The sequence below is a fragment of the Ruegeria sp. O4 genome, assembly GCF_056535125.1.
The window spans coordinates 57,434-78,061 of record NZ_JBQERO010000013.1 but is presented as its reverse complement, the minus strand read 5'-3'; the positions used below and the strand labels follow the sequence as shown (position 1 = coordinate 78,061).

The following is a 20,628-nucleotide window of genomic DNA, read 5'->3' as shown; positions in this document are numbered from 1 at the left end:
TGCTCAGTTGCGTTGTTCAATTGATGACTCCAGCGTTGACCGCAAAAGTTGCGCATCAAGCGGTTTGTAGAGCAAAGGCAGATTGGCGCGCTTGCAGCGCCTGGCCAGTTCAGATGATCGGTTGGCCGAAATAACGCAGCCGGGCAGAGGTCCAAACTCGTTCGTCAGGGCATGTATCGCGTCGACACCGGTTCTATCGTGATTCAACTGAAAATCGGCAACTATTGCATCGGGCAGAATGTCAATTTCACGAAGAAGATTGATTGCTTCGTCTTCGCTTTCGCTCTCCAAAACCTCGACCCCCCAGGATTCGATGGTCATGGTCAGTGCGCTACGAAGGTTTTCATCATTCTCAATCAACAATACGACCGTGTTACCAAGTACCTTGGAGCCCGGATCGTGGGCCGCAGGGGCGCTGCTGGATGTGGTCTGCTCTTCCTGCGCCAACGGCACTTCGACCGAGAATCCAGTGCCTTTGCCTACTTCGGAAAACAGCTGGATTGGATGTTGCAACAGCCCACAGGCGCGCTCCACGATTGCAAGGCCCAATCCCATACCCTCTGCGGCGCTGGCATCAGAATGCAGGCGCTGAAATTCCTGAAAGACGATGTCTCTTTGGTCTGACGCGATACCGATACCTGTATCCCAGACTTGCAAGGCAATTGCGCCTTTGCGACGCCGCACACCGACCAGAACCTTTCCGGTCTCGGTATATCTGATCGCGTTCGACAGCAGGTTCTGCAAAATCCGACGCAAATAGCTGGCGTCGCTGGTCACACGCGCGTTCGTGTCAACAAATGAGAGCTCAAGCCCTTTTGCCTGCGCCACCGGGCGAAATGCGTCTTCCATCTGCGAAAACAGCGTGCTCACAGATATGGTCGACAAATGCGCGGTGGCCCGTCCTGAATCCAGCTTCGAGATATCCAGCAGCGCTTCCAGAATGTGTTCAACGCTGTTCAGCGCACTTTCAGCCTTGCCTGCAACGGTCTTTGCGTCGTCTTTATCCAGGCCGCTGCCCAGCGATGCAACATAAAGCTTTGCCGCGGAAAGAGGTTGCAACAGGTCGTGACTGGCAGCTGCCACGAATCGCGACTTGGATGCATTTGCACGCTCGGCCTCGTTCAACGCGTCAGCCAGTTCCATTGTGCGAGATGTTACGCGTTGTTCCAACAGCTCTTTGGCTTCGTATAAGGCCTGAGCGGACTTTCGTTCTGCGGTTACATCGGTGAAGGATATCACAAAGCCCCGGTCCGGCATCTCCTGCGCAAACACCGAAAGAATTTTTGACCTTCCGCGGTGCATCTGAAATTGCAGAGGACGGCGATAAGTTTGCCGCGTCACCCAATCCAGCAGATCGGCTTCCGTTACCCCCTTCTGGAACTTGATATTCGTGCCAAGGCGATTGGACAGCGATTCAAACCGGGTCCCCATCTGAAACTGTGCGATCGGAATGGCCAGCAACTCGCTGGCGCGGTTGTTCCACCCGATCAGACGGTGTTTGTTGTCAAAAATGCAAACGCCCTGTTCGATATGTTCCAGCGTCGCGCGGATCAGCCTGGCCTTGTCATCCAGTATCCGGTCACGCTCCTGCCGTTCGATCCGCATGATATCGGTCACATCGGTTTGCAGGATAACAGTGCCGCCATCCGGCGTGCGGTGTTCGGATACTTGCGACCACCGATTGCCAACAAGCCGGACGTTGAACACCACATGATCGTCCGTATGCCGGTCCAAACGGCTTTTGGCCCAGTCTGTCGGTGTCATCGTTTCAGGCAGGGACAGAAACCCGGATCGGCTGACCAGTTCAACATATTCGGCAAAGCTCAGCCCCGGGCTCAGCCGCTCCTGAATGTCAGGCATATGCAGACCAAAGCGGCTGTTGCACAGCACCAGTTTTTCGTCGCGATTGAAAAGGGCGAACCCCTCCTGCACCGTTTCGATTGCATTGGCCAGGTCAGCGCGTGCGGCTTCTGTGTCCTTGTTCGCCTGTGCCAGTCTGGCATTGGAATCGTTCAGCAATTCAAGGGCACGTTCCAGATCATTCGTCCGGGCGCGGACCTCTTGTTCAAGCACGGCCGCGCGCTGAAATTGCGCATAAGCTGCGCCTGACGCATCGGTGGATTCTTCTACCCGGCGCATTAGCGCTTCGGCAATCTTGCGAAGTTTCTCGTTCTGGCGGTCAACCGAGTCCGTGGGATCTGTAAGATGCTCGATCATACGTTACTCTTTCTCGGGTGGATAAATCGCAACACCCGTCAGAGTTTGGTTCACATGGATTGAGTTGTACTGCTCTCCGTAAGTTGAGAATCCGACAACGTGGTTGCGGGCCAGAATGTCCGAGATTTCGCGGGTCTTTTGCTTTTCCTGCGCTTCCAGTCGGCGGAGAATGCAATCACAGCCCAGAATGGTGTCGGGTTGCCGTTTCTCGGTCAGAAGGCCGATTTCTTCCTCAAGGTGCTCGACCATGTCCCTTGGTTCGGCCAGCGTCAGCACAAGCCCTTCATCAATGGCCGAGAAAAAGACGAGGTCCCCGTTGCCCGCCACCTGCTGAATGGCGCGGACGTGATGCTGCCCGCCAATCTGTACAACAACGGGGTGCGCCGCAAAGGTGAATGTCGTCAGTTGTTCCGGATCCTTGCCAAGGATACGGGCGTATTCGCGGGCGGCGGGCTCAGCGTTGATCTCCTGAACGATGCGCTTTGCCGGATCCGCCTTGGTTACGACCATACGCCGGGTCGTTGGTACCAGATGATCGGTTTTGAACACCTTGATCGGGCACCGCGTACGAACCTGAGTCAGTATGGCAGCATTGCTCAGCGCCTTGCCCTGATGCAGCACATAGGTACGCCGGAACCGGGTTCCATCACCGGCCGATCCGCCAAACAATGGCACCGGCCCCAAACCGACGGCCAACTCGGAGGTCAACGCATCCTCTTTGGTCGACAATCCGTCGATCATCAGGAATGTAAATTCATGGCTCCAGTCGGGCGCCGTGACCATCATGGCATTTCGGTTGTGGATCATCTCGTTGATGATGCATTCCGCCTCAAAATCGTTCAGATCGGAAACCAGGACCGTACGCGTGTCGAAATGGGATTGCGGAAGGCCGATTGCGACGATCTGGTCTTCGCAATAACCGCTGTCCGCAAGTTCTCCGGCGGTGGTGCAGCCAACCACCGGCGTAGGCGCAAACACCTGCTCGGCTTTGGCAATGACCGCAGCCGCGTCCGCGTTCGGACTAACAAACAATATCACCAGCGCAAGTGGTTCAGCTCCGAATTGACGTTCGAGCACCCCAAGCGCCTGCCCGGTGTCGTAACGCACGAAAGCCGTTTTGACGATGCCTGTTGCACCGGTCCGGGCTGTCGCCCACCCGACTGCTTGGTCCATCGAGCCTCCTCCCTAAAGCGCGACGATGTGGTGAGAGTATGACGCTTAGCCTTGGTCTTGCAAGACGCTGGCAAACGACGCTTTCTTTGCAATCAGAACGGCTTGCGTCCGGCTTTGCACACCCAGTTTCCGCATGATTGCCGTGACATGCGCTTTGACCGTGGGTTCCGCAATGGACAGGTCATAGGCAATCTGTTTGTTCAGCTTGCCCTCACAGATCAGTTGCAGAATGCGGGCCTGCTGATTTGTCAGCGTCGCAAGCCGATTGACCGCGTCGGCGTGTTCATCCTCTTCGACATTGATCAGAACGCACCCTTCGGGCACGAAAACTTTGCCGGAATGCACTGTCTCGAATGCCAGGCGAAACACATCGCGTTGGCTATGCTTGGGCACATAACCCGATGCGCCCGCCTGAATCACCTGACTGACAACGCGATTATCCGTCATCGAGGACACCACAATAACCGGGGCATTCGCAGCAGCCTTCAGACGGACAAGGCCGTCCAGCCCTTCCACATCCGGCAGGTTGAGGTCCAGCATGACCGCGTCCGGTTTCAGCCCCCCTGACAGAAGTTCCATCGCGCCTTCCAATCGGTCTGCGGTATGGATTTCGCCGATCTGCGCCACGCTTTGCAAGGTCATCGACAGCGCGTCGCAAAACAGGGGGTGGTCATCGACGATCAGCACTTTCTCGAAGCCAGACCTTACAACGGAGTCAGCAAGCATTTGGTATTGCCTTTTTCAATCAGGTTGTCCCCAGCTTACCCAATCCTAACAACGAAAGTAATCTGCGCCTACTGGCCCAAAGTCGTACATAAGATCGGCTCGGCGACACCTACACCCAAGGTCTAATAGGCAGGGCGAAAAACACCACGTAGCGTAAGAAAAAACACCTGGAGAAGAGAAATGGAGCTTAGTGACAGCCGCGTCATTGCCGCGCCGCGATCCAAGGTCTGGGACGCGCTTTTGTCGGCTGAGGTTCTGAAAGAATGCGTTCCGGGATGTCAGGAAATGACGGGCTCGGTCGATGACGGATTCGAAGCGACGGTGGTGCAGAAAGTCGGCCCCGTAAAAGCGACCTTCAAAGGGGCCGTTACCCTTTCTGATATCGTAACGCTTGAAAGCGTGAAGCTCTCGGGTGAAGGTAAGGGTGGGGCTGCTGGTTTTGCCAAGGGTGCGGCCGATGTCAGTTTGTCTGATGTGCCCGAAGGTACTCTGCTGACCTATACCGTCGACGCACGTGTCGGTGGCAAGCTGGCCCAGCTGGGCAGCCGGGTCATCGATGGCGTCGCCAGAAAAATGGCCGACCGGTTCTTTGAAAATTTTCAGAACGCGGTCGAACCCGAAAAAACACCCGATCCGGAAACCTCGGATCAGGTTCAAGCTGAACCTTCTGCCGAGGGTGAAGGCGGCGAAGCAAAAAAAGGTTGGTTCAAGCGCATATTGGGCGGTTGAACCGTTGGAATTCAGGGAGGAGAAAGTCATGAAAATTTCCATGACCGTGAACGGCAAGGCCGTTAGCGGCGAGGTTGAGGGCCGGACGTTACTGTCCGGCTTTCTGCGCGAGCAACTGTCATTGACGGGCACGCATGTCGGCTGTGATACGGCCCAGTGCGGCGCCTGCGTTGTACATGTGAACGGTCAGGCCGTGAAGTCGTGCAATATGCTGGCGGTCGAAGCCGACGGTGCTGACGTTGGCACCATCGAAGGTCAGGCAAATGCGGACGGTTCGCTGAACGTGATCCAGCAAGCCTTTCAGGATCATCACGGCCTTCAATGCGGGTTCTGTACACCGGGTATGGTGATGAGCGCCGCAGCGCTGCTGAAAGACAACCCACGCCCATCTGAGGCCGAAATCCGAAAGTACCTGGAAGGCAACCTGTGCCGCTGCACCGGGTACCACAATATCGTCAAGGCGATCATGGCCGCCTCAGGCCAGGACGTCGGCAGTATCGCTGCGGAATGATGCCGCTGCGGGCGTAAACATTGCGCCCGTGGGACAAGTGAAGGGTGCAGCAGCATCCGTTTATGGGAGGAGAACAAGCAATGCCCAAAGACAGTGGCATCGGAGCCAGTTCCAAGCGGCGCGAGGACGTCCGCTTTCTGACCGGAGCAGGCAACTATACCGACGACATCAACGTACGTGGTCAGGCTTACGTATATTTCCTGCGGTCCGACATCGCGCATGGTCGGATCAATTCTGTAGATACATCAACCGCCGAAGGTATGCCCGGTGTGGTCAGAGTATTCACCGGCAAAGACTTTGAAGGCGTGGGCGGAATGCCCTGTGGGTGGGAAGTGACCGACAAGCACGGCGCGCCGATGCAGGAACCACCACACCCAATTCTGGCACAGGGCAAGGTGCGCCACGTGGGTGATCCGATCGCTGCCGTGGTGGCTGACAGCCTGGAACAGGCCCGTGACGCGGCCGAGGCTATTGATCTGGATATCGAGGAACTGCCCGCCGTGATCGACATGAAATCCGCCGCGCAGGAGGGCGCGACGCTGGTTCATGACGATCTGAAAAACAACATCTGCTATGACTGGCAGCTGGGTGAGGCCGACGACGCCAAGGTGAATAACGTCTTTGCCAATGCGGCGCATGTCACCACTTTGGATCTGGTGAACAACCGGCTGGTCGCCAACCCGATGGAGCCGCGCGTGGCTGTGGCCGAGTACAGCCGGGGCACGGATGAATATACGCTCTACACCACGTCGCAGAACCCGCATGTCATCCGCTTGTTGATGTGCGCGTTCGTTCTGGGTCTGCCGGAACATAAAGTCCGCGTCGTAGCCCCGGATGTGGGGGGTGGTTTTGGCACCAAGATTTTCCATTACGCAGAAGAAGCGTTCTGCACCTTTGCCGCCAAGGCCTGCAACCGCCCCGTCAAGTGGACGGCCAGCCGGTCCGAGGCGTTCATGTCGGATGCGCAGGGTCGTGACCATGTCAGCACGATTGAGCTGGCTCTGGATGCGGATAACAACTTCATCGGCCTGCGGACCAACACCTATGCCAATCTGGGCGCTTACCTGTCGACTTTCTCCAGCTCGGTTCCGACATGGCTGCACGGGACGCTGATGGCTGGCAACTATAAGACCCCGGTCATTCAGGTGAATGTGAAAGCGATGTTCACAAATACGGTGCCCGTGGATGCCTATCGCGGTGCTGGTCGACCCGAAGCAACCTTCCAGCTGGAGCGCGTTATAGACAAGGCCGCGCGCGAGCTGGGTGTCGATCCGATCGCCCTGCGTCGCCAGAACTTTGTCACGCAGTTCCCCTATGACACGCCGGTGGCGCTGACTTACGACACCGGGGATTATAACGGGACCATGGACAAGCTGGAGGCCGCTGCTGATCTTGCGGGCTTTGCCGCACGACGCGCGCAGAGTGAGGCCAAAGGCAAGCTGCGCGGTCTCGGCGTCAACTGCTATATCGAGGCCTGCGGCATCGCACCCTCGAATATCGTTGGCATGTTGGGGGCCCGGGCGGGTCTTTATGATGCGGCAACTGTCCGGGTGAACGCCACCGGTTCGATCAGTGTGATGGTTGGCGCACACAGCCACGGGCAAGGCCATGAAACAGCCTTCCCGCAGGTCGTGGCCGACATGATCGGTATCGATGAGTCGATGGTCGAGATTGTGCACGGGGATACCTCGAAGATCCCGTTTGGCATGGGCACCTATGGCTCACGCTCGCTGGCGGTTTGCGGCTCGGCTATGGTCAAGGCCACCGAAAAGGTGATCGACAAGGCCAAAAAGATCGCAGCCCATTTGCTGGAAGCGTCCGAGGCGGATATCGAACTTAAGGACGGTCAGTTCAGCGTTGCGGGGACCGACAAGTCTGTAGCTTGGGGAGATGTGACCCTCACGGCTTATGTCCCGCACAACTATCCGCTGGAAGTTGAACCTGGACTGGAGGAAACCGCGTTCTATGACCCGGCCAACTTTACTTTCCCGGCAGGGGCTTATGCCTGTGAGGTCGAGGTTGATCCAGACACAGGTCAGGTCAGTATCGAGAAGTTCACGGCTGCGGATGACTTTGGCAATATCGTCAATCCAATGATCGTTGACGGACAAGTGCATGGCGGTATCGGCCAGGGCATCGGTCAGGCCTTGCTGGAGAACTGTGCCTATGATGAGAACGGCCAATTGCTGAGCGCGTCCTTCATGGATTACGCGATGCCACGCGCTGATGACGTCCCGTTCTACGGCGTGGATCATTCCAGCCAGACGCCCTGTACGCACAATCCGCTGGGCGTGAAGGGTTGCGGCGAGGCCGGAGCGATCGGCTCACCGCCTGCGGTGGTCAACGCGGTGCTGGATGCGTTGAACTCGGGTGGAAGGGCTGTTGATCATATCGACATGCCGATGAGCCCGTCACGCGTTGGGAGGGCGAGGCATGGTGGAGGGGTTGGGGTGCGAGGGCCCACCCCCTCCCGCTCCCCGGGATATTTATAGCCAGATGAAGGGCGGATCAGCGCCTTTCGGAAAGGAAGAACGAAATGTACAATTTCGAGTTTGAGAAGCCCTCGACCATTGCTGACGCGGTTGCAGCATTGGCAGCAGAGGATGCGCAGGCGTTGGGAGGCGGACAAACGCTGATCCCGACATTGAAGCAACGGTTGGCGGCACCGTCCAAACTGGTGTCGGTGAGCGGCATTGCCGAGATGCAAGGCGTCTGCGTTGATGATGACGGCTCAGTCTCTGTTGGGGGTGCAACACCTCACGCTGTCGTTGCTCGCGACGCTGCAGGATCTTATCCCGCGCTGGCGGCATTGGCTGGACAAATTGGCGACCCGGCAGTGCGCAATCGTGGAACCATCGGTGGTTCGGTTGCGAACAATGACCCGGCTGCCTGTTATCCGGCGGGTGTGCTGGGATCGGGCGCAACCGTGGTGACCAACGCGCGTCAAATTGCGGCAGATGACTTTTTTCAAGGCATGTTCACCACAGCCCTGGATGAAGGAGAGATCATCACCTCGATCCGCTTTCCGGTTCCGCAGGCGGCAAGCTATCAAAAATTCCTGCAACCAGCATCGCGGTTTGCACTTGTTGGGGTATATTTGGCCCGTTTCACGGACGGCGTGCGCGTGGCGGTGACCGGGGCAAGTGAGGATGGCGTCTTCCGTTGGAGCGAAGCCGAGCAGGCGCTGAACAAGGAGTTTCGCCCGGACGCCTTGATGGACCTTCGGATTAACCCCGCCAACATGATCGCTGATTTACATGGCAGCAAGGAATACCGGGCGCATCTTGTGTCGGTCATGACCAAACGCGCCGTTGAAGCCTGCATGTAGGCATTTCACGACAAGATGCTCAAAAGTCCCGGTTTTTACCGGGGCTTTTTCGTTGAGATATGGTTTGGGTGTCTCACCAAGGTCGGGCTGGCCAGCACTTTTCCGTTGTTTGAGGGTCGTGGCCAGTGTCTGCGCAAAATGAAATCAGGCCGCCCATTTCCGGGCGGCCTGATCAAGTCATAAACTAAGCTTTCGCTTTATTCGGCGGCTTGTGCACCTGTAGCGGCGTGTTTGTCACGCTGGCTGTCGCGGAACAAAGCTTTGGCCAGAGCAATACACATCAGACCCATCACAGCAGTAAAGGGCAATGCACCGATGATCATCGCGTTTCGCAGCGCATCCATCGGGTTGTTTTCACCGGCTGCGAGGATCAGCGCGCCGATCACAGCCGTCAGGATGACACCCCAGATGATGCGGTGCTTGATGCCCGTCTCCTGGCTGCCACCCGACATGATGGTGTTCATCACCAGAATGCCCGAGTCTGCCGACGTGACGAGGAATGTCATGATCAGGATCACGCACATCACGTTCAGCATTGACAGCAGACCACCGTCAATCATGTAAGATAGTGTCACGAACAGCTTGTTGGTGTTCGATGCACCGATGATTGCACCTTCTGCGGCGCCTGCCAGTTCCAGATCAATCGCAGTTCCTCCCAGAACGGTCATCCATGCAAAGCACACCAAAGCCGGGGCGAACACACAGCCTACGATGAACTCGCGGACAGAGCGTCCTTTCGATATGCGCGCGAGGAACAGGCCCACGAAGGGCGAGAACGCGATCCACCAGGCCCAGTAGAACGTGGTCCAACCCGACTGCCAGCCGAACTGACGCCCCTGCTCACCCGCCGCATAAACGGCTGCCAGGGTTGCTTCATCCAACTCTGCTGCTGCCCCTTCCAGGCCACTCTTGAAACCGTCAAAACTGCCCCACGCATTGGTAGCTCCGCCCATCAGATCATTGGCATGGGCTTGTGCTTCGGCAGGCAAAGCCGCAGCGAAGGCTTCAACTGACAGTGGACCATAGGCGTTAAAGCTGAGCGACAGGATATGCAGGATATAGTCGACCATTGCAGTGCCATAAGTGGTCATAGCAAAGACGAACGAGCCGAAAACAACAAACGTGCCCAACAGGATGATCGACAATACGAGGTTCAGGTTCGACAGGTATTTAACACCACGACCAACGCCTGATACGGCCGAAATAATCGACAGGCACATGATGACGACCAGACCGGTGATCAGACCCACTTTGCTGGGGGTTGGAACTTCACCACCCAGATCCATGACCCACTCCATACCGGTGATGGCATAAAGCCCGTCGATGAACTGGCTGACACCATAGCCGATGGTGACGGAAACACCGAGGATCGTTGCAACAACGCCAAGTACGTCAACCACATGGCCGAAGAAACCATTGACGAAGCGGCCAAACAGAGGCGTCAGCGCCGAACGGATGGTGAGAGGCATGTCGCGGGTATAAGCGTAATATGCCAGCGACAAACCGGTCACCACATAGATGGCCCAAGCGTGAAACCCGTAGTGCAAGAAGGTATAGCGGTAAGCCGACTGCAGTGCTTCGGGTGTATTTCCAACGACCGCCTCGGATACGATTTCGGGGTTCGAACCCCACAGCCCCAACGGTTCTGCGGTTGCAAAAACCATCAGACCAACACCCAGGCCGGCGCCGAACATCATGGAGAACCATGAGAAGTTCGAAAACTCGGGCTTTTCACCGGGTGTTCCCATCACACGGCGACCCGTGGACGGAATAGCGGCGACAACGGCCAGAAAAACGAGGAACAACCCGACAATGACAATGTAGAAGCTGTTGAAAAGCTCGAGCAGCCGCCCGTTCAGGCTGCCAAGCGTGCCGTTTGCATTTGCAGGGAATACTAGTGCCCACAAAACCAGCGCAACCATGATGGCCTTGCTGATCAGGGCAATTGGGACGCTGTAGTTTTCATAAAAACCGGCATCCGCCGTCTTTATCTCAACGTCCGTGAATGGATCGGGTATCGACATATTGCGTTTTCCTCCGTGTGTTCGCCGTTTCTTGTTCTTTTGATTTCTGCTTGGGGTGCACCGCGCGGGACGGCGTAAACAAACATGCCCAATGCACCAAACGATCAGCGAGTTGACTGCAACTCAGCTGAGACTTACGGGGAAGACCACACACCATGTGGGATCGCCCACCGCTCTTTTCCTCCCAGATTGTGTTCGCTTGCAAAAGCTGTTGGTTCGTTGTGGCAAGTCTGTCTGCCGTTGAACCTGGTAGCAGCTTCGCAAGAAGTGGTTGCGCCCTTCAATTCGGGAAAACCTATGACAGAGGTTAGGGCAGCTCACCCAAGAATCCGACCCTTATGCTACTCGAAACGACGCACTCGGTTACTCGAAACATGTGTTAGCGAGAACAAGTAAAGGGCGTGATTGTGGTTCCTTCTACAGTTTCAATACCAATTTATCCGACTTGGCCCGCGAAACGCATGTGCACAGGAACTCATGCGTTTCCTGCTCTTGCGGAGTAAGTATACCGTCGCGATGATCAACTTCGCCGGAAACGACATCAACGATACAGGTTCCGCAAAGCCCTTCGGAGCAGCCGAAATCAACCTGCACACCATTGGCCTGCAAAACCTCCAGAATAGATTGGTCCTTTCCAACGGGATAGACCGCGCCGGTCGACTGGATCTCGATCTGGAAATCGGCGTTCGGGGCATGTTCAATGTCCGACGCGGCGGCGAACCGTTCAAAGTGTATCGCGCCGCCACGCAGCAAGGCACCCGCTTCCAGTACCGCATTCAGCATCGGTTCCGGGCCGCAGGTATAAACGTCTGCGCCCATCGGCATCGATTGCATGACCGATCTCAGATCGAATAGCCCGTCTGTGTTATCACAATGCAAATGATACCATTCATCCAGTCCAAGCGCCCGGAATTGCGCATCCATCGCCGCGTATTCTTTCGATCGAACAAGATAGTAGACACGAAAATCCTGCCCTCGGTTCAGCAACTCACGTGCCATTGCAACCAATGGTGTGGCCCCGATACCGCCAGCGATCAAAGTGACGTGTCGATCATGGCTTTCGAGTTTGAAATGGTTGCGGGGACCGCCGATTTCCACGGTCACGCCCTCTTGCAGGTCATGCATCGCCAGTGACCCGCCTCGCCCTTCGTCTTCGCGTTTGACGGCCACGTTGATCAGGCGTCCATCCTGGCTCCAGCTCCACAGCGAGTATTGCCGTATCAGACCGTCTTCAAGATGGATGTCCACATGCGCCCCGGGCTCAAGGCTGGTGAAGCGCCCGCTTTCGATCTCGAAGCAGAAATCAGAGGTGTCGGGGCTGAGTGGTGTTTTTCGCACAAGGCGGGCAACTTGAGTATCCATAACTTGTCCTGTTCGGTCTCACGTGGCGTACATTCTGCGTCGTTCAGCAAACAACAGGAAAAAAGATAGATTTCAATTGCAAAATTTCTAACATTCGGGTGAATTGAGCTCACCCAGAGTTCGAAAGCCAACAAATCTCCATGTCTCGACGCCACTACAACCTTCCTCCACTTACGACACTATCGGCCTTTGAAGCCGCCGCTCGGCATCTCAGTTTCAAAGAAGCCGCAAGCGAGCTTTCCGTGACGCCGGGTGCCGTCAGTCATCAGATAAAGGCGCTGGAAAGCGAGCTGGGCGCGGCACTTTTTGTCCGGAAACACCGCGGCGTGGAACTGACCGAGGATGGGCAAGACCTGTTTGAGGCACTCGGCACTTCGTTCCGGCAGATTTCAAAGGTGCTTGAAAAGATTCGCAGCAATGATTCCGAAAACCACGTAACCGTTGGGTCAACCACTGCCGTCGCCGCACTTTGGCTGTCGCCGTCTGTCATCCGGTTCTGGCAGGATTTTCCGCACGTGAAAGTGAACCAGATGGCGCAGGACAAGGCCTTCACGGACCGGCCGGATATCGACCTGTTCATCCGCTATGGCCGGGACGCCAACGCGCAACTCACGCACACGAAACTGTATCGCGATATCCTGACACCCGTTTGCAGCCCCCAGATGGCCGCGGACCTTAAAGGGGCCAGCCTTGAAGACCTCGTGCAGCGGCGGCTGATCCATCTCGAAACTCAGGACAGCACCTGGACGACCTGGTCATCCTGGTTCCACGACCTCGGGTTTTCTGGAGTTGTTCCCGTGGAATCGCGGGTGAACAGCTATGCGCTTGCCCTTCAGGTGGCGCGTAAAGGGGCGGGCCTTGCGCTGGGATGGAAACGTCTGGTCCAGCCCATGCTGGCTTCGGGGAAACTCGTTGCGCTGGAGGAATTCAGCCTGCCCGCCCCGGACAACTTCTATCTTGTCGGTCGCCCGGACGATCAGCTTTCGGAAGGGGCGCTGGCTCTCAAGAATTGGTTGCTCAACGAACTGTCTGAAGGTTCGGTTTAGCCTGCCTCAATTTGCCATTAGGTTTTTTAGTATTGAACGTGGGCGGCCTCAGCCGCCAATGGATGCAGCGATAAACTCATTCAAAATCACTCAGGAGTGGCCGATGAACAAGCACGCACCGCTTTCGTCTGTTCTGACACCGGTAAACACCGCAAAGGGTCTGCCGAACGAGCATTATATTGATCCCGCAGTTTTTGCCGAAGAACGGGATGCGGTCTTGTTTGCGAACTGGTCCGGCATCGGCTTTGGCAAAGACATTCCCGAGGCGGGAGATGCATATCCGATCGATTTCCTCGGTGTGCCGCTGTTGATGGTTCGTGATCGCGACGGTCAGATCGGCGTGTTCCAGAACACCTGTCGTCATCGCGGCATGATTTTGGTCGACAAGCCGCAAAAAATCCGCGGCGCGATCCGCTGCCCCTATCACAGCTGGTGCTACGGCCTGAATGGTGAATTGCGGACTGCCCCTCATGTCGGTGGCCCTGGGCAGAACACCCATGAGGATCTGGACTTCGCCGAGTTGGGCCTTATCCGCATCCGCTCGTATGTCTGGCGGGATGTTGTCTTTGTCAATGTCAGCGGCGACGCGCCGGAATTCGAAGATGTCCATGGCGAGTTGATGGAACGCTGGAAAGAATTCGATCAACCGATGTATCACGGTGGCGCTGGCGCATCGGTTTATCTTGAGTTGAACTCGAACTGGAAACTGGCTGTTGAGAACTACTGCGAAAGCTATCACCTGCCCTGGGTTCATCCCGGCCTGAACAGCTATTCGCGTCTGGAAGACCACTACAACATCAACGAACTGGGCAAATATTCGGGTCAGGGCACCTATGTCTACCGCCAGTTCGAGGGTCACGATGGCGAAAAGCTGGATGATTTCGAGAATCTGAGTGAGCAGTGGAATGACGGCGCGGAATATATCGTCGTTTACCCGAATACCCTGCTGGGTGTTCAGCGTGACCACAGCTTTGCCTTCCTCATCGATCCGATCACGCATGAGCGTTCGAACGAACGGATTGAGCTCTACTACGCCAAAAAACCCGAAGACGCACCCGAACACGAAGCGCTGCGTGCCAAGAATGCGCAACTGTGGAAAACAGTGTTCGAGGAAGACGTCTTTGTGGTTGAAGGCATGCAGAAAGGCCGTCACGGCGTGAAATTCGATGGCGGCCGTTTCTCGCCCGCGATGGACGGCCCGACCCATTGTTTTCATCATTGGGTGGCCACGCAAATCGAAAAAGCCCGCGCTGAAGTGTAAGCAATCCTGAAAATGTTGATCTGGTCAGGCCCTTCTGACCAGATCGCGGATCGGTTGTAACAACAGCAGACGGGACGGCGTTGCGTCTTTTGTCTCCTAGTGGACAGCCGGTGAATTCGCTGAAAGGGTCACAGTGGATCTGGACGAACTCGACAAACACCTCTTGCGGGCCCATGCGGAAAAAGATGTACCCGCATTGATCCGGCTGTATCACCAAGCGGCGATTCTCGCCGAAGAGCGCCAGCATCATGAAGCCGCGTGCTTCTATCTGACCCACGCATTTGTGTTTGCGCTGGAATACGGCGCGCCGGAGGCAGATGAGTTGAACCTGAAGTTGTTTGAACGTGGCCGCGCACACCGATTGACGTTCTGACGAGCTCATTTGCTTAAGCGTACCGCGACGCTAGGCAATTTTCAAAGTTTGAGTTTAGCTGACTTCATTCGATCTCGAATTTTGTCGACATTGTCGATGGGCCAGTCTTCATGAAAGAACAGGCGCGAACGAAAACGCGCGAGATAGCCAAAATGCGAAACGAAGCTCAGGCCGTGGTCATCGGCGGGGGAGTGATCGGGTGCTCGATCCTGTATCATTTGACCAAACTGGGATGGTCGGATGTTGTTCTGTTAGAGCGGGACGAGCTGACCTCGGGGTCAACCTGGCACGCAGCCGCCAACATTCACGGATTGCACGACAGTACCAATATCAGCCGCATCCAACATTACACGATGAGCCTGTATAAAGCGCTGGAAGCTGAAACCGGTCAAAGCTGCGGAGTATTCCAGCCCGGCTCGTTATACTTGGCCCAGACAGAAGAACGCGAACATCAGCTGAAGCTACAGGCCGCAAAGGCCAAGCTGTATGGCATGAATTTCTATGAGATCAGCATCGAGGAAGCCCAGAAGCTGAACCCGCTGGTCAATTACGAGGGCATCCGTTGCGTGATGTTCGAACCCGATGGCGGCAATGTGGACCCGTCGGGCGTGACCAATGCCTATGCGGTCGGCGCACGTCAACGTGGGGCGCAGATTCACCGTTTCACTCCGGTCACCGCAACCGAGCAGCAGGAGGATGGTAGTTGGATCGTCAGAACGCCAAAAGGTGACATCAGGACACGCTGGGTGGTGAACGCAGCGGGCCTGTGGGGGCGCGAGGTTGCTGCACTGGCTGGAATCGAACTGCCGCTGCAACCTACAGAGCACCAGTATTTCGTAACCGAATCCATGGCGGATGTGAAAAGCCACGGCACCCGCCTGCCGTCTGTGTCAGACCGGGATGGCGAGTATTACCTGCGTCAGGAAGGCAACGGCCTGCTGGTCGGCGCTTATGAGAAAGATATGAGGTTCTGGGCCGAAGAAGGCACGCCGCTGGATTTTGCCCACGATCTGTTCCCTGATGATCTGGAACGGATCGAAGAGAACATGATGAACGCCATCGAACGCCTGCCTGCGGTTGGTGAAGCCGGGATCAAGCGTGTCATCAACGGCCCGATGATCTGGTCGCCGGATTCAAACGTTCTGATGGGGCCGGTGCCCGAGGTCGACGGCTATTTCTGCTGCAACGGGATCATCCCCGGCTTCTCGCAATCGGGCGGCATGGGCCTGATGGCGGCGCAGTGGATCATCGAGGGTGAAACGGAATACGACATGTTTGCCTGGGATCTGGCGCGTTTTGACAGCTGGGCCACCAAGGCATTCACCAAAGCGCGCGTGGCGGATCAGTACAGTCATCGGTTCGCGATCCATTTCCCCAATGAAGAACGCAGCGCCGGTCGTCCGGCACGGGTTCGCCCGATCTATGAGGCGCAGAAAGCCATGGGCGCGGTTTTTGGCCTGAACGCCGGTTGGGAACATCCGCTGTGGTTTGCCGCAACGCCCGGCACCAAAGACACCAATGGCTTTACCCGTCAGAACTGGTGGGGACCGGTGGGCGAGGAATGCAGGATGTTGCGCGACCGTGCCGGGATCATCGATATCTCGAATTTCGCCAAATATGTCTGCAAGGGTCCGGGTGCGGCAGACTGGCTGAACGCCGTCTTTGCCAACACCATGCCCAAAACCGTTGGTCGGTCCTGTCTGACCCCACTGATTTCAAAGCGCGGCGGTATTGCAGGCGACTTTACCGTTACCCGCGTGGCTGATGACGAGTTCTGGGTGATCAGCTCAGGCATGGCAGAGCGGTATCACAAACGCTTTTTCAAACAGGTTCCGCTGCCTGAAGGCACCGCTTTCGAAAGCAAAACCGAAGCGATGTGCGGCTTTAACGTGGCCGGCCCCAAGTCCCGCAACATCCTGCAACGTCTGACCAACACATCGCTGGCAACCGAAGATTTCCCGTTCATGCGGTCCGCCAAGATCGAGCTGGCGGGAGTCCAGGTCCTTGCCCTGCGCGTCTCCTTTACTGGCGATCTGGGGTGGGAGCTGCATTGCGACACCCAAGATCAGGCCCGGCTTTACAATGCCTTGCTTGAGGCAGGAAAAGAGTTCGGGGCTGGCCCTGTTGGCAGCCGGGCACTGATGTCTATGCGGGTCGAAAAGGGCTATGGGTCTTGGAGCCGCGAATACAGCCCGGAGTACTGGCCGCAGGAAGTTGGTCTTGATCGTCTCTGCAAATTCGAAAAGGACTTCCTCAACAAGGCGGCTGCGCAGAAAGTATTGCAGAACCCGGCTCGGGAACACCTGGTGATCCTGCACCTGAACGAAGCGGATGTGACAGCATCTAACGCCGACGCGACCGGTGGCGAGCCGATCTTCAAGAACGGTGAAGGGATCGGCCGGGTGACCTCGGGCACCTATGGCTACACCGTCGGAATGTCGTTGGCCTTGGGATATGTGAAAAATGCCCAGCCAGGTGATGAGGTCGAGGTTATGGTTCTGGGGCGCCCACACAGGGCCACAATCCTGCATGAACCGCCCTTTGATGCCGCAGGAAAAGCGCTTAGGGCTTAAAACCGCAATAGCTCAAGGCGTTGCCCTTCGGGATATTCCGTCACCTCTGCCGGGATGATCGCCAATCCATCCGCTTGTGCAAGCAAAGCAACGCGGCCACTGTAGGACGGCTCCATCAGACGCAATCGGGGCCGTCCGTCCGGTGTGTAACCGTCAATCTGAACCGGGCGATATTCTTGTCGGCCTGCGGTACGGTACAAAGGTTCCGACAGAACTGCCTGCACGGCTGCCTGCGGTGTGTGGTGCAGACCGGCGCGGCGCGCCATCATCTGCGATCCGATAATTTGCCAGGTCAAAAAAGCAGAAACCGGGTTACCCGGCAGACCGATGTAAAGCGCACGGCCACGCCGACCGAACATGATGGGCTTGCCCGGTTTCATTGCGACTTTCATCACATCCGTCACGCCACCGATCTCGGTGAACAGACGCGGCATATGATCTTCATCGCCGACAGAAACACCACCGGTTGTAATAATCAGGTCAGAGGTTTCAGTCGCGTCCAGCAAGACCTGTTTCAAAAGCTCGGGGTCATCTTCGACCTGCCCCCGGTCCGTGAGGTCAATCCAGGGTTTCTGCAACAGCGCAAGCAGCATGTAACGGTTCGAGTTATAGATCTGCCCCGGCCCAAGGGGCTCACCCGGTTGGCGCAACTCACTGCCGGTTGAAAAGATCGAAACCTTCAGCTTGCGGAGGACCACGACCTCGCCATACCCGGCGGAAGCAAGGGCTGCCACCTCACGCGGGCCAATCTCGCAGCCGAGCCGCAGGATCGGCGCTCCGGCACGAAGGTCTTCACCGGCACGCCGGATATGTTGCCCGGGCTTTGGACGGCGGCTGAAGCGAATTTGTCCCTCCACAAAATCACAATCTTCCTGCATGACGATGGCGTCGTAATCAGAGGGAACGGGCGCTCCGGTAAAAATCCTCAGCGCGCTACCCACAGGTGCAGCATGAGATCCGCTGTCCCCCGCCGCGATGCGACCCGCCACCGGCATCTGGAACAGGTCGGTATCGCCAAGATCGGCTGTTCGAACCGCATAGCCATCCATTGCCGAATTGTCGAAAGCGGGCATATCGACCTTGCTGAAACAGTCGCAGGCCAATACTCGCCCAATTGCAGCGGCCAAAGGCAGCGTTTCCGTTTCTGTGATCGGATCAGCAGCGGACAGGCCCCGGCGCAGGGCCTCATCCACGCTCAGATACATATGCGCGTGTCGATCACAGCCGCATCCATCAGCCATATCCAGCCTCCAACTCTGCGAACATGCCTTCCATCCATTCTAAGGTGGGCTAGGCTCGCTCAACCGACACGACATCCGCGGTACTGTCATTGACATAGGTCACGTGAAACCGCGTCGCGCGCTTCGAAACGACGAGTTGGCTGGCCAAGCGCGACTTCCGCTACAGTGGCTTCCCGGATGGCTCTCAGGCCGGGAACAGCTCTTCCTGATATGCGAACAGCGCGGGTTGCCCACCCGTATGCAACAGCACAACTTTCTGGCCCTGTTGAATTGTGCCGTTTTCAAGTAATTCCAACAAACCTGCAAAGGTTTTGGCCGAGTAGACCGGATCAAGAAAAACACCCTCGGCACGCGCCATCTGTTCAAGCGCCCTCCGTGTGGACGGACCTATCCGCCCGTATCCAGGGGGCAATGTGCCGTCCCATGTGAGGATGTCATTCATGACCAGAGCCGGGTCAAACTTCATCATACCCGCCAACCGTTCCAATACCTTTTGCAACCGCGCATGTTGCTGGTGGCGGTCGCGGCGAACGCAGATGCCATAAACAGGTGCCGTGTTGCCAGCCAGCCGCAGCCCGGCCAAAAACCCGCCGTGGGTCGAACCGCTGCCGGATGGCACCACCGCCACGTCGAAATCGGCGATCTGATCCAGTAGTTCGGCAGCCCCGGCCACATAACCTAACGCCCCCAAGGGCGGATGATCGATGCCCAAGTGAATTACATATGGTTTTCGGCCCTCAGCGATCAGCTGATCTGCCCGCGCGTGAAGGGCATTGTCGGCCCCGGCCTCGTCTTCTCCGGTATCGTACTGCATGTGCTCGGCACCCAGAAGCCGGGCCAGAAGTACATTTCCCGAGGAATAATAATGTTCTCCCATATCCGGCACACGCTCTTCCAATTGAAGCACGGCCTCCATCCCAAGCTTCGATGCAGCCATGGCAGCCGTGCGCACGAAATTGGATTGCACAGCGCCGGTGATCAGAATGGTATCTGCCCCCTGTTTTTGTGCCTCGCCCATATAGAATTCAAGCTGTCGGGTCTTGTTGCCGCCAAAGCTCAACCCTGTCAGATCATCCCGCTTGATCCACAGATCCAGACCAAGCTGGTCGGACAGACGGTCGAGCCGTTCGATCGGTGTAGCAGCTGTCATCAGTCTCGCGCGGGGAAAACCGACCAGTAGCTGTTCAATCGTCATGTCTGTGTTCCATCAACTCACCCACTCAGGATCGCGCCCGATAGGGCATGTCCAGCAAGAATAGGAAGGATAGTGATTGCCGGAAAGATCGCAGACCGGGAATGGCCAGTTTACTGCACAGAGCAACGGCCACGCGGCTCTATTTCTCGCTCGGGTCGCTTTCCGCGTAATTCCGTAATACATCCATATCTGCAATTTCCGCGTGGTTTCGGTTGATCTTAACCCCGACTGGTTTCAACCTCGAAAAAGCGCGGCTCAGGCTTTCGGGTTTCATCCCCAGACGCCCGGCGATCAGCATCTTGTCATACGGCAGTTCAACTTCGCACTGGCCGGCATCGCAATCACACAGGTTCAGCAGGAATTCCGCGACACGCTGCGCACCGGTCTGGGCTTTTAGCTGTTCGAGCTGCGCCACCAGGGAATGCAGATGCGTGAATGTGGCCGCCAGAATGGACACGCAAATTTCCGGATCTTGCTTCATCAGCGACAGCAGCACCGGACTTGGGATGTGCATGATCTCGCAGGGGGATACCGCCTCGGCCGAAACGGGATAGCGCACATTGCGCAGCGCAACGGCTTCGCCAAAGCTTTCACCGCGCGTGAAAACGCTCACCACGGCTTCGGCACCGGTCGGGGAAATGCGAAACAGCTTGACCCAACCAGCCAGTACAACATGTACGGCCTTGGCCTCTTCCTCTTGCAGAAAGATCGTCTCGCCCCGGTCGTATTGCCGCCAGACGGCCTGACGCAGCAGAGTATCGACATGTTGCTCTGGCAGGCTTCGCAAGAGCAGTGACTGCCGCGCAATTATCTTTTGTGCCTCGTGTGACAAGAAGGCAGCCCCTTATTCGTCCGCTCCGGGAACACCC

General features: G+C 56.8%; 16 protein-coding genes. 8 read left to right on the top strand and 8 right to left on the bottom strand.

Translation table 11 applies throughout. From position 1 onward, the window contains the following. Positions 1–3: 3 nt before the first annotated feature. Genes ACR0J7_RS14750 through ACR0J7_RS14740 form a run of 3 tightly spaced genes read right to left on the bottom strand, consistent with a single transcriptional unit; the run spans position 4 to position 4,116 of the window. The gene (locus tag ACR0J7_RS14750) at positions 4–2,217 is read right to left on the bottom strand and encodes a hybrid sensor histidine kinase/response regulator (protein ID WP_480774225.1); all 2,214 of its coding nucleotides are present in this window, start codon (positions 2,215–2,217) and stop codon (positions 4–6) included. Between the two features lie 3 nt (positions 2,218–2,220). Beyond that, positions 2,221–3,390 carry an FIST N-terminal domain-containing protein gene (locus tag ACR0J7_RS14745; protein ID WP_480914746.1) on the bottom strand — a complete coding sequence of 390 codons (1,170 nt, stop codon included), beginning with the start codon at positions 3,388–3,390 and terminating at the stop codon, positions 2,221–2,223. A gap of 45 nt (positions 3,391–3,435) precedes the next feature. Further along, on the bottom strand, positions 3,436–4,116 hold the full coding sequence (locus ACR0J7_RS14740) for a response regulator (protein WP_480484332.1): 681 nt from the start codon (positions 4,114–4,116) through the stop codon (positions 3,436–3,438). 180 nt (positions 4,117–4,296) lie between these two features. Here ACR0J7_RS14740 and ACR0J7_RS14735 point away from each other — a divergent pair, with 180 nt between their 5' ends. The 4 genes from ACR0J7_RS14735 (at position 4,297) to ACR0J7_RS14720 (ending at position 8,684) form a co-directional block, all read left to right on the top strand. After that, complete coding sequence (locus ACR0J7_RS14735; RefSeq protein ID WP_480914745.1) at positions 4,297–4,845, top strand: SRPBCC family protein; 549 nt, start codon at positions 4,297–4,299, stop codon at positions 4,843–4,845. A 28-nt stretch (positions 4,846–4,873) separates the two neighbouring features. Beyond that, positions 4,874–5,356 (top strand): (2Fe-2S)-binding protein, encoded by a 483-nt coding sequence (locus ACR0J7_RS14730; RefSeq protein WP_209507073.1) that lies wholly within the window; start codon positions 4,874–4,876, stop codon positions 5,354–5,356. 80 nt (positions 5,357–5,436) lie between these two features. Further along, positions 5,437–7,848, top strand: coding sequence for a xanthine dehydrogenase family protein molybdopterin-binding subunit (locus ACR0J7_RS14725; RefSeq protein WP_480914743.1), 2,412 nt, complete (start codon positions 5,437–5,439; stop codon positions 7,846–7,848). A 44-nt stretch (positions 7,849–7,892) separates the two neighbouring features. Beyond that, on the top strand, positions 7,893–8,684 hold the full coding sequence (locus tag ACR0J7_RS14720) for an FAD binding domain-containing protein (RefSeq protein ID WP_480484329.1): 792 nt from the start codon (positions 7,893–7,895) through the stop codon (positions 8,682–8,684). A 197-nt stretch (positions 8,685–8,881) separates the two neighbouring features. Here ACR0J7_RS14720 and ACR0J7_RS14715 read toward each other — a convergent pair whose 3' ends face one another. Both ACR0J7_RS14715 and ACR0J7_RS14710 read right to left on the bottom strand, forming a co-directional pair. Further along, the gene (locus tag ACR0J7_RS14715; RefSeq protein ID WP_480484328.1) at positions 8,882–10,708 is read right to left on the bottom strand and encodes a BCCT family transporter; all 1,827 of its coding nucleotides are present in this window, start codon (positions 10,706–10,708) and stop codon (positions 8,882–8,884) included. A gap of 417 nt (positions 10,709–11,125) precedes the next feature. Continuing rightward, positions 11,126–12,070, bottom strand: a complete 945-nt coding sequence (locus ACR0J7_RS14710) for a PDR/VanB family oxidoreductase (RefSeq protein WP_480484327.1) — start codon at positions 12,068–12,070, stop codon at positions 11,126–11,128. Positions 12,071–12,210: 140 nt separating this feature from the next. Between ACR0J7_RS14710 and ACR0J7_RS14705 the strand changes: the two genes are divergently transcribed. From ACR0J7_RS14705 to ACR0J7_RS14690, 4 genes are all read left to right on the top strand, one after another. Continuing rightward, a complete protein-coding gene (locus tag ACR0J7_RS14705; protein WP_480774219.1) occupies positions 12,211–13,116 on the top strand; it encodes a LysR substrate-binding domain-containing protein in 906 nt (301 codons plus the stop codon). A gap of 103 nt (positions 13,117–13,219) precedes the next feature. Continuing rightward, complete coding sequence (locus tag ACR0J7_RS14700; RefSeq protein ID WP_480914741.1) at positions 13,220–14,377, top strand: aromatic ring-hydroxylating oxygenase subunit alpha; 1,158 nt, start codon at positions 13,220–13,222, stop codon at positions 14,375–14,377. Positions 14,378–14,510: 133 nt separating this feature from the next. Further along, positions 14,511–14,750, top strand: a complete 240-nt coding sequence (locus ACR0J7_RS14695; RefSeq protein WP_480488707.1) for a hypothetical protein — start codon at positions 14,511–14,513, stop codon at positions 14,748–14,750. Positions 14,751–14,902: 152 nt separating this feature from the next. Beyond that, complete coding sequence (locus ACR0J7_RS14690; RefSeq protein ID WP_480914739.1) at positions 14,903–17,323, top strand: GcvT family protein; 2,421 nt, start codon at positions 14,903–14,905, stop codon at positions 17,321–17,323. Here the strand turns inward: ACR0J7_RS14690 and ACR0J7_RS14685 are convergent. From ACR0J7_RS14685 to ACR0J7_RS14675, 3 genes are all read right to left on the bottom strand, one after another. Continuing rightward, positions 17,320–18,564, bottom strand: a complete 1,245-nt coding sequence (locus tag ACR0J7_RS14685; protein ID WP_480914737.1) for a molybdopterin molybdotransferase MoeA — start codon at positions 18,562–18,564, stop codon at positions 17,320–17,322. The genes ACR0J7_RS14690 and ACR0J7_RS14685 overlap by 4 nt on opposite strands. A 184-nt stretch (positions 18,565–18,748) precedes the next feature. Further along, the gene (locus tag ACR0J7_RS14680; RefSeq protein ID WP_480914735.1) at positions 18,749–19,759 is read right to left on the bottom strand and encodes a D-cysteine desulfhydrase family protein; all 1,011 of its coding nucleotides are present in this window, start codon (positions 19,757–19,759) and stop codon (positions 18,749–18,751) included. A gap of 139 nt (positions 19,760–19,898) precedes the next feature. Beyond that, entirely contained in the window at positions 19,899–20,591 is a 693-nt protein-coding gene (locus tag ACR0J7_RS14675; RefSeq protein WP_267365173.1) for a Crp/Fnr family transcriptional regulator, read from the bottom strand. Between the last annotated feature and the right edge of the window lie 37 nt (positions 20,592–20,628).

Coding starts and splice junctions, on each gene's coding strand:
- ACR0J7_RS14750 (WP_480774225.1), bottom strand. CDS start 2,217: ATGATCGAGCATCTTACAGATCCCACGGACTCGGTTGACCGCCAGAAC.
- ACR0J7_RS14745 (WP_480914746.1), bottom strand. CDS start 3,390: ATGGACCAAGCAGTCGGGTGGGCGACAGCCCGGACCGGTGCAACAGGC.
- ACR0J7_RS14740 (WP_480484332.1), bottom strand. CDS start 4,116: ATGCTTGCTGACTCCGTTGTAAGGTCTGGCTTCGAGAAAGTGCTGATC.
- ACR0J7_RS14735 (WP_480914745.1), top strand. CDS start 4,297: ATGGAGCTTAGTGACAGCCGCGTCATTGCCGCGCCGCGATCCAAGGTC.
- ACR0J7_RS14730 (WP_209507073.1), top strand. CDS start 4,874: ATGAAAATTTCCATGACCGTGAACGGCAAGGCCGTTAGCGGCGAGGTT.
- ACR0J7_RS14725 (WP_480914743.1), top strand. CDS start 5,437: ATGCCCAAAGACAGTGGCATCGGAGCCAGTTCCAAGCGGCGCGAGGAC.
- ACR0J7_RS14720 (WP_480484329.1), top strand. CDS start 7,893: ATGTACAATTTCGAGTTTGAGAAGCCCTCGACCATTGCTGACGCGGTT.
- ACR0J7_RS14715 (WP_480484328.1), bottom strand. CDS start 10,708: ATGTCGATACCCGATCCATTCACGGACGTTGAGATAAAGACGGCGGAT.
- ACR0J7_RS14710 (WP_480484327.1), bottom strand. CDS start 12,070: ATGGATACTCAAGTTGCCCGCCTTGTGCGAAAAACACCACTCAGCCCC.
- ACR0J7_RS14705 (WP_480774219.1), top strand. CDS start 12,211: ATGTCTCGACGCCACTACAACCTTCCTCCACTTACGACACTATCGGCC.
- ACR0J7_RS14700 (WP_480914741.1), top strand. CDS start 13,220: ATGAACAAGCACGCACCGCTTTCGTCTGTTCTGACACCGGTAAACACC.
- ACR0J7_RS14690 (WP_480914739.1), top strand. CDS start 14,903: ATGCGAAACGAAGCTCAGGCCGTGGTCATCGGCGGGGGAGTGATCGGG.
- ACR0J7_RS14685 (WP_480914737.1), bottom strand. CDS start 18,564: ATGGCTGATGGATGCGGCTGTGATCGACACGCGCATATGTATCTGAGC.
- ACR0J7_RS14680 (WP_480914735.1), bottom strand. CDS start 19,759: ATGACGATTGAACAGCTACTGGTCGGTTTTCCCCGCGCGAGACTGATG.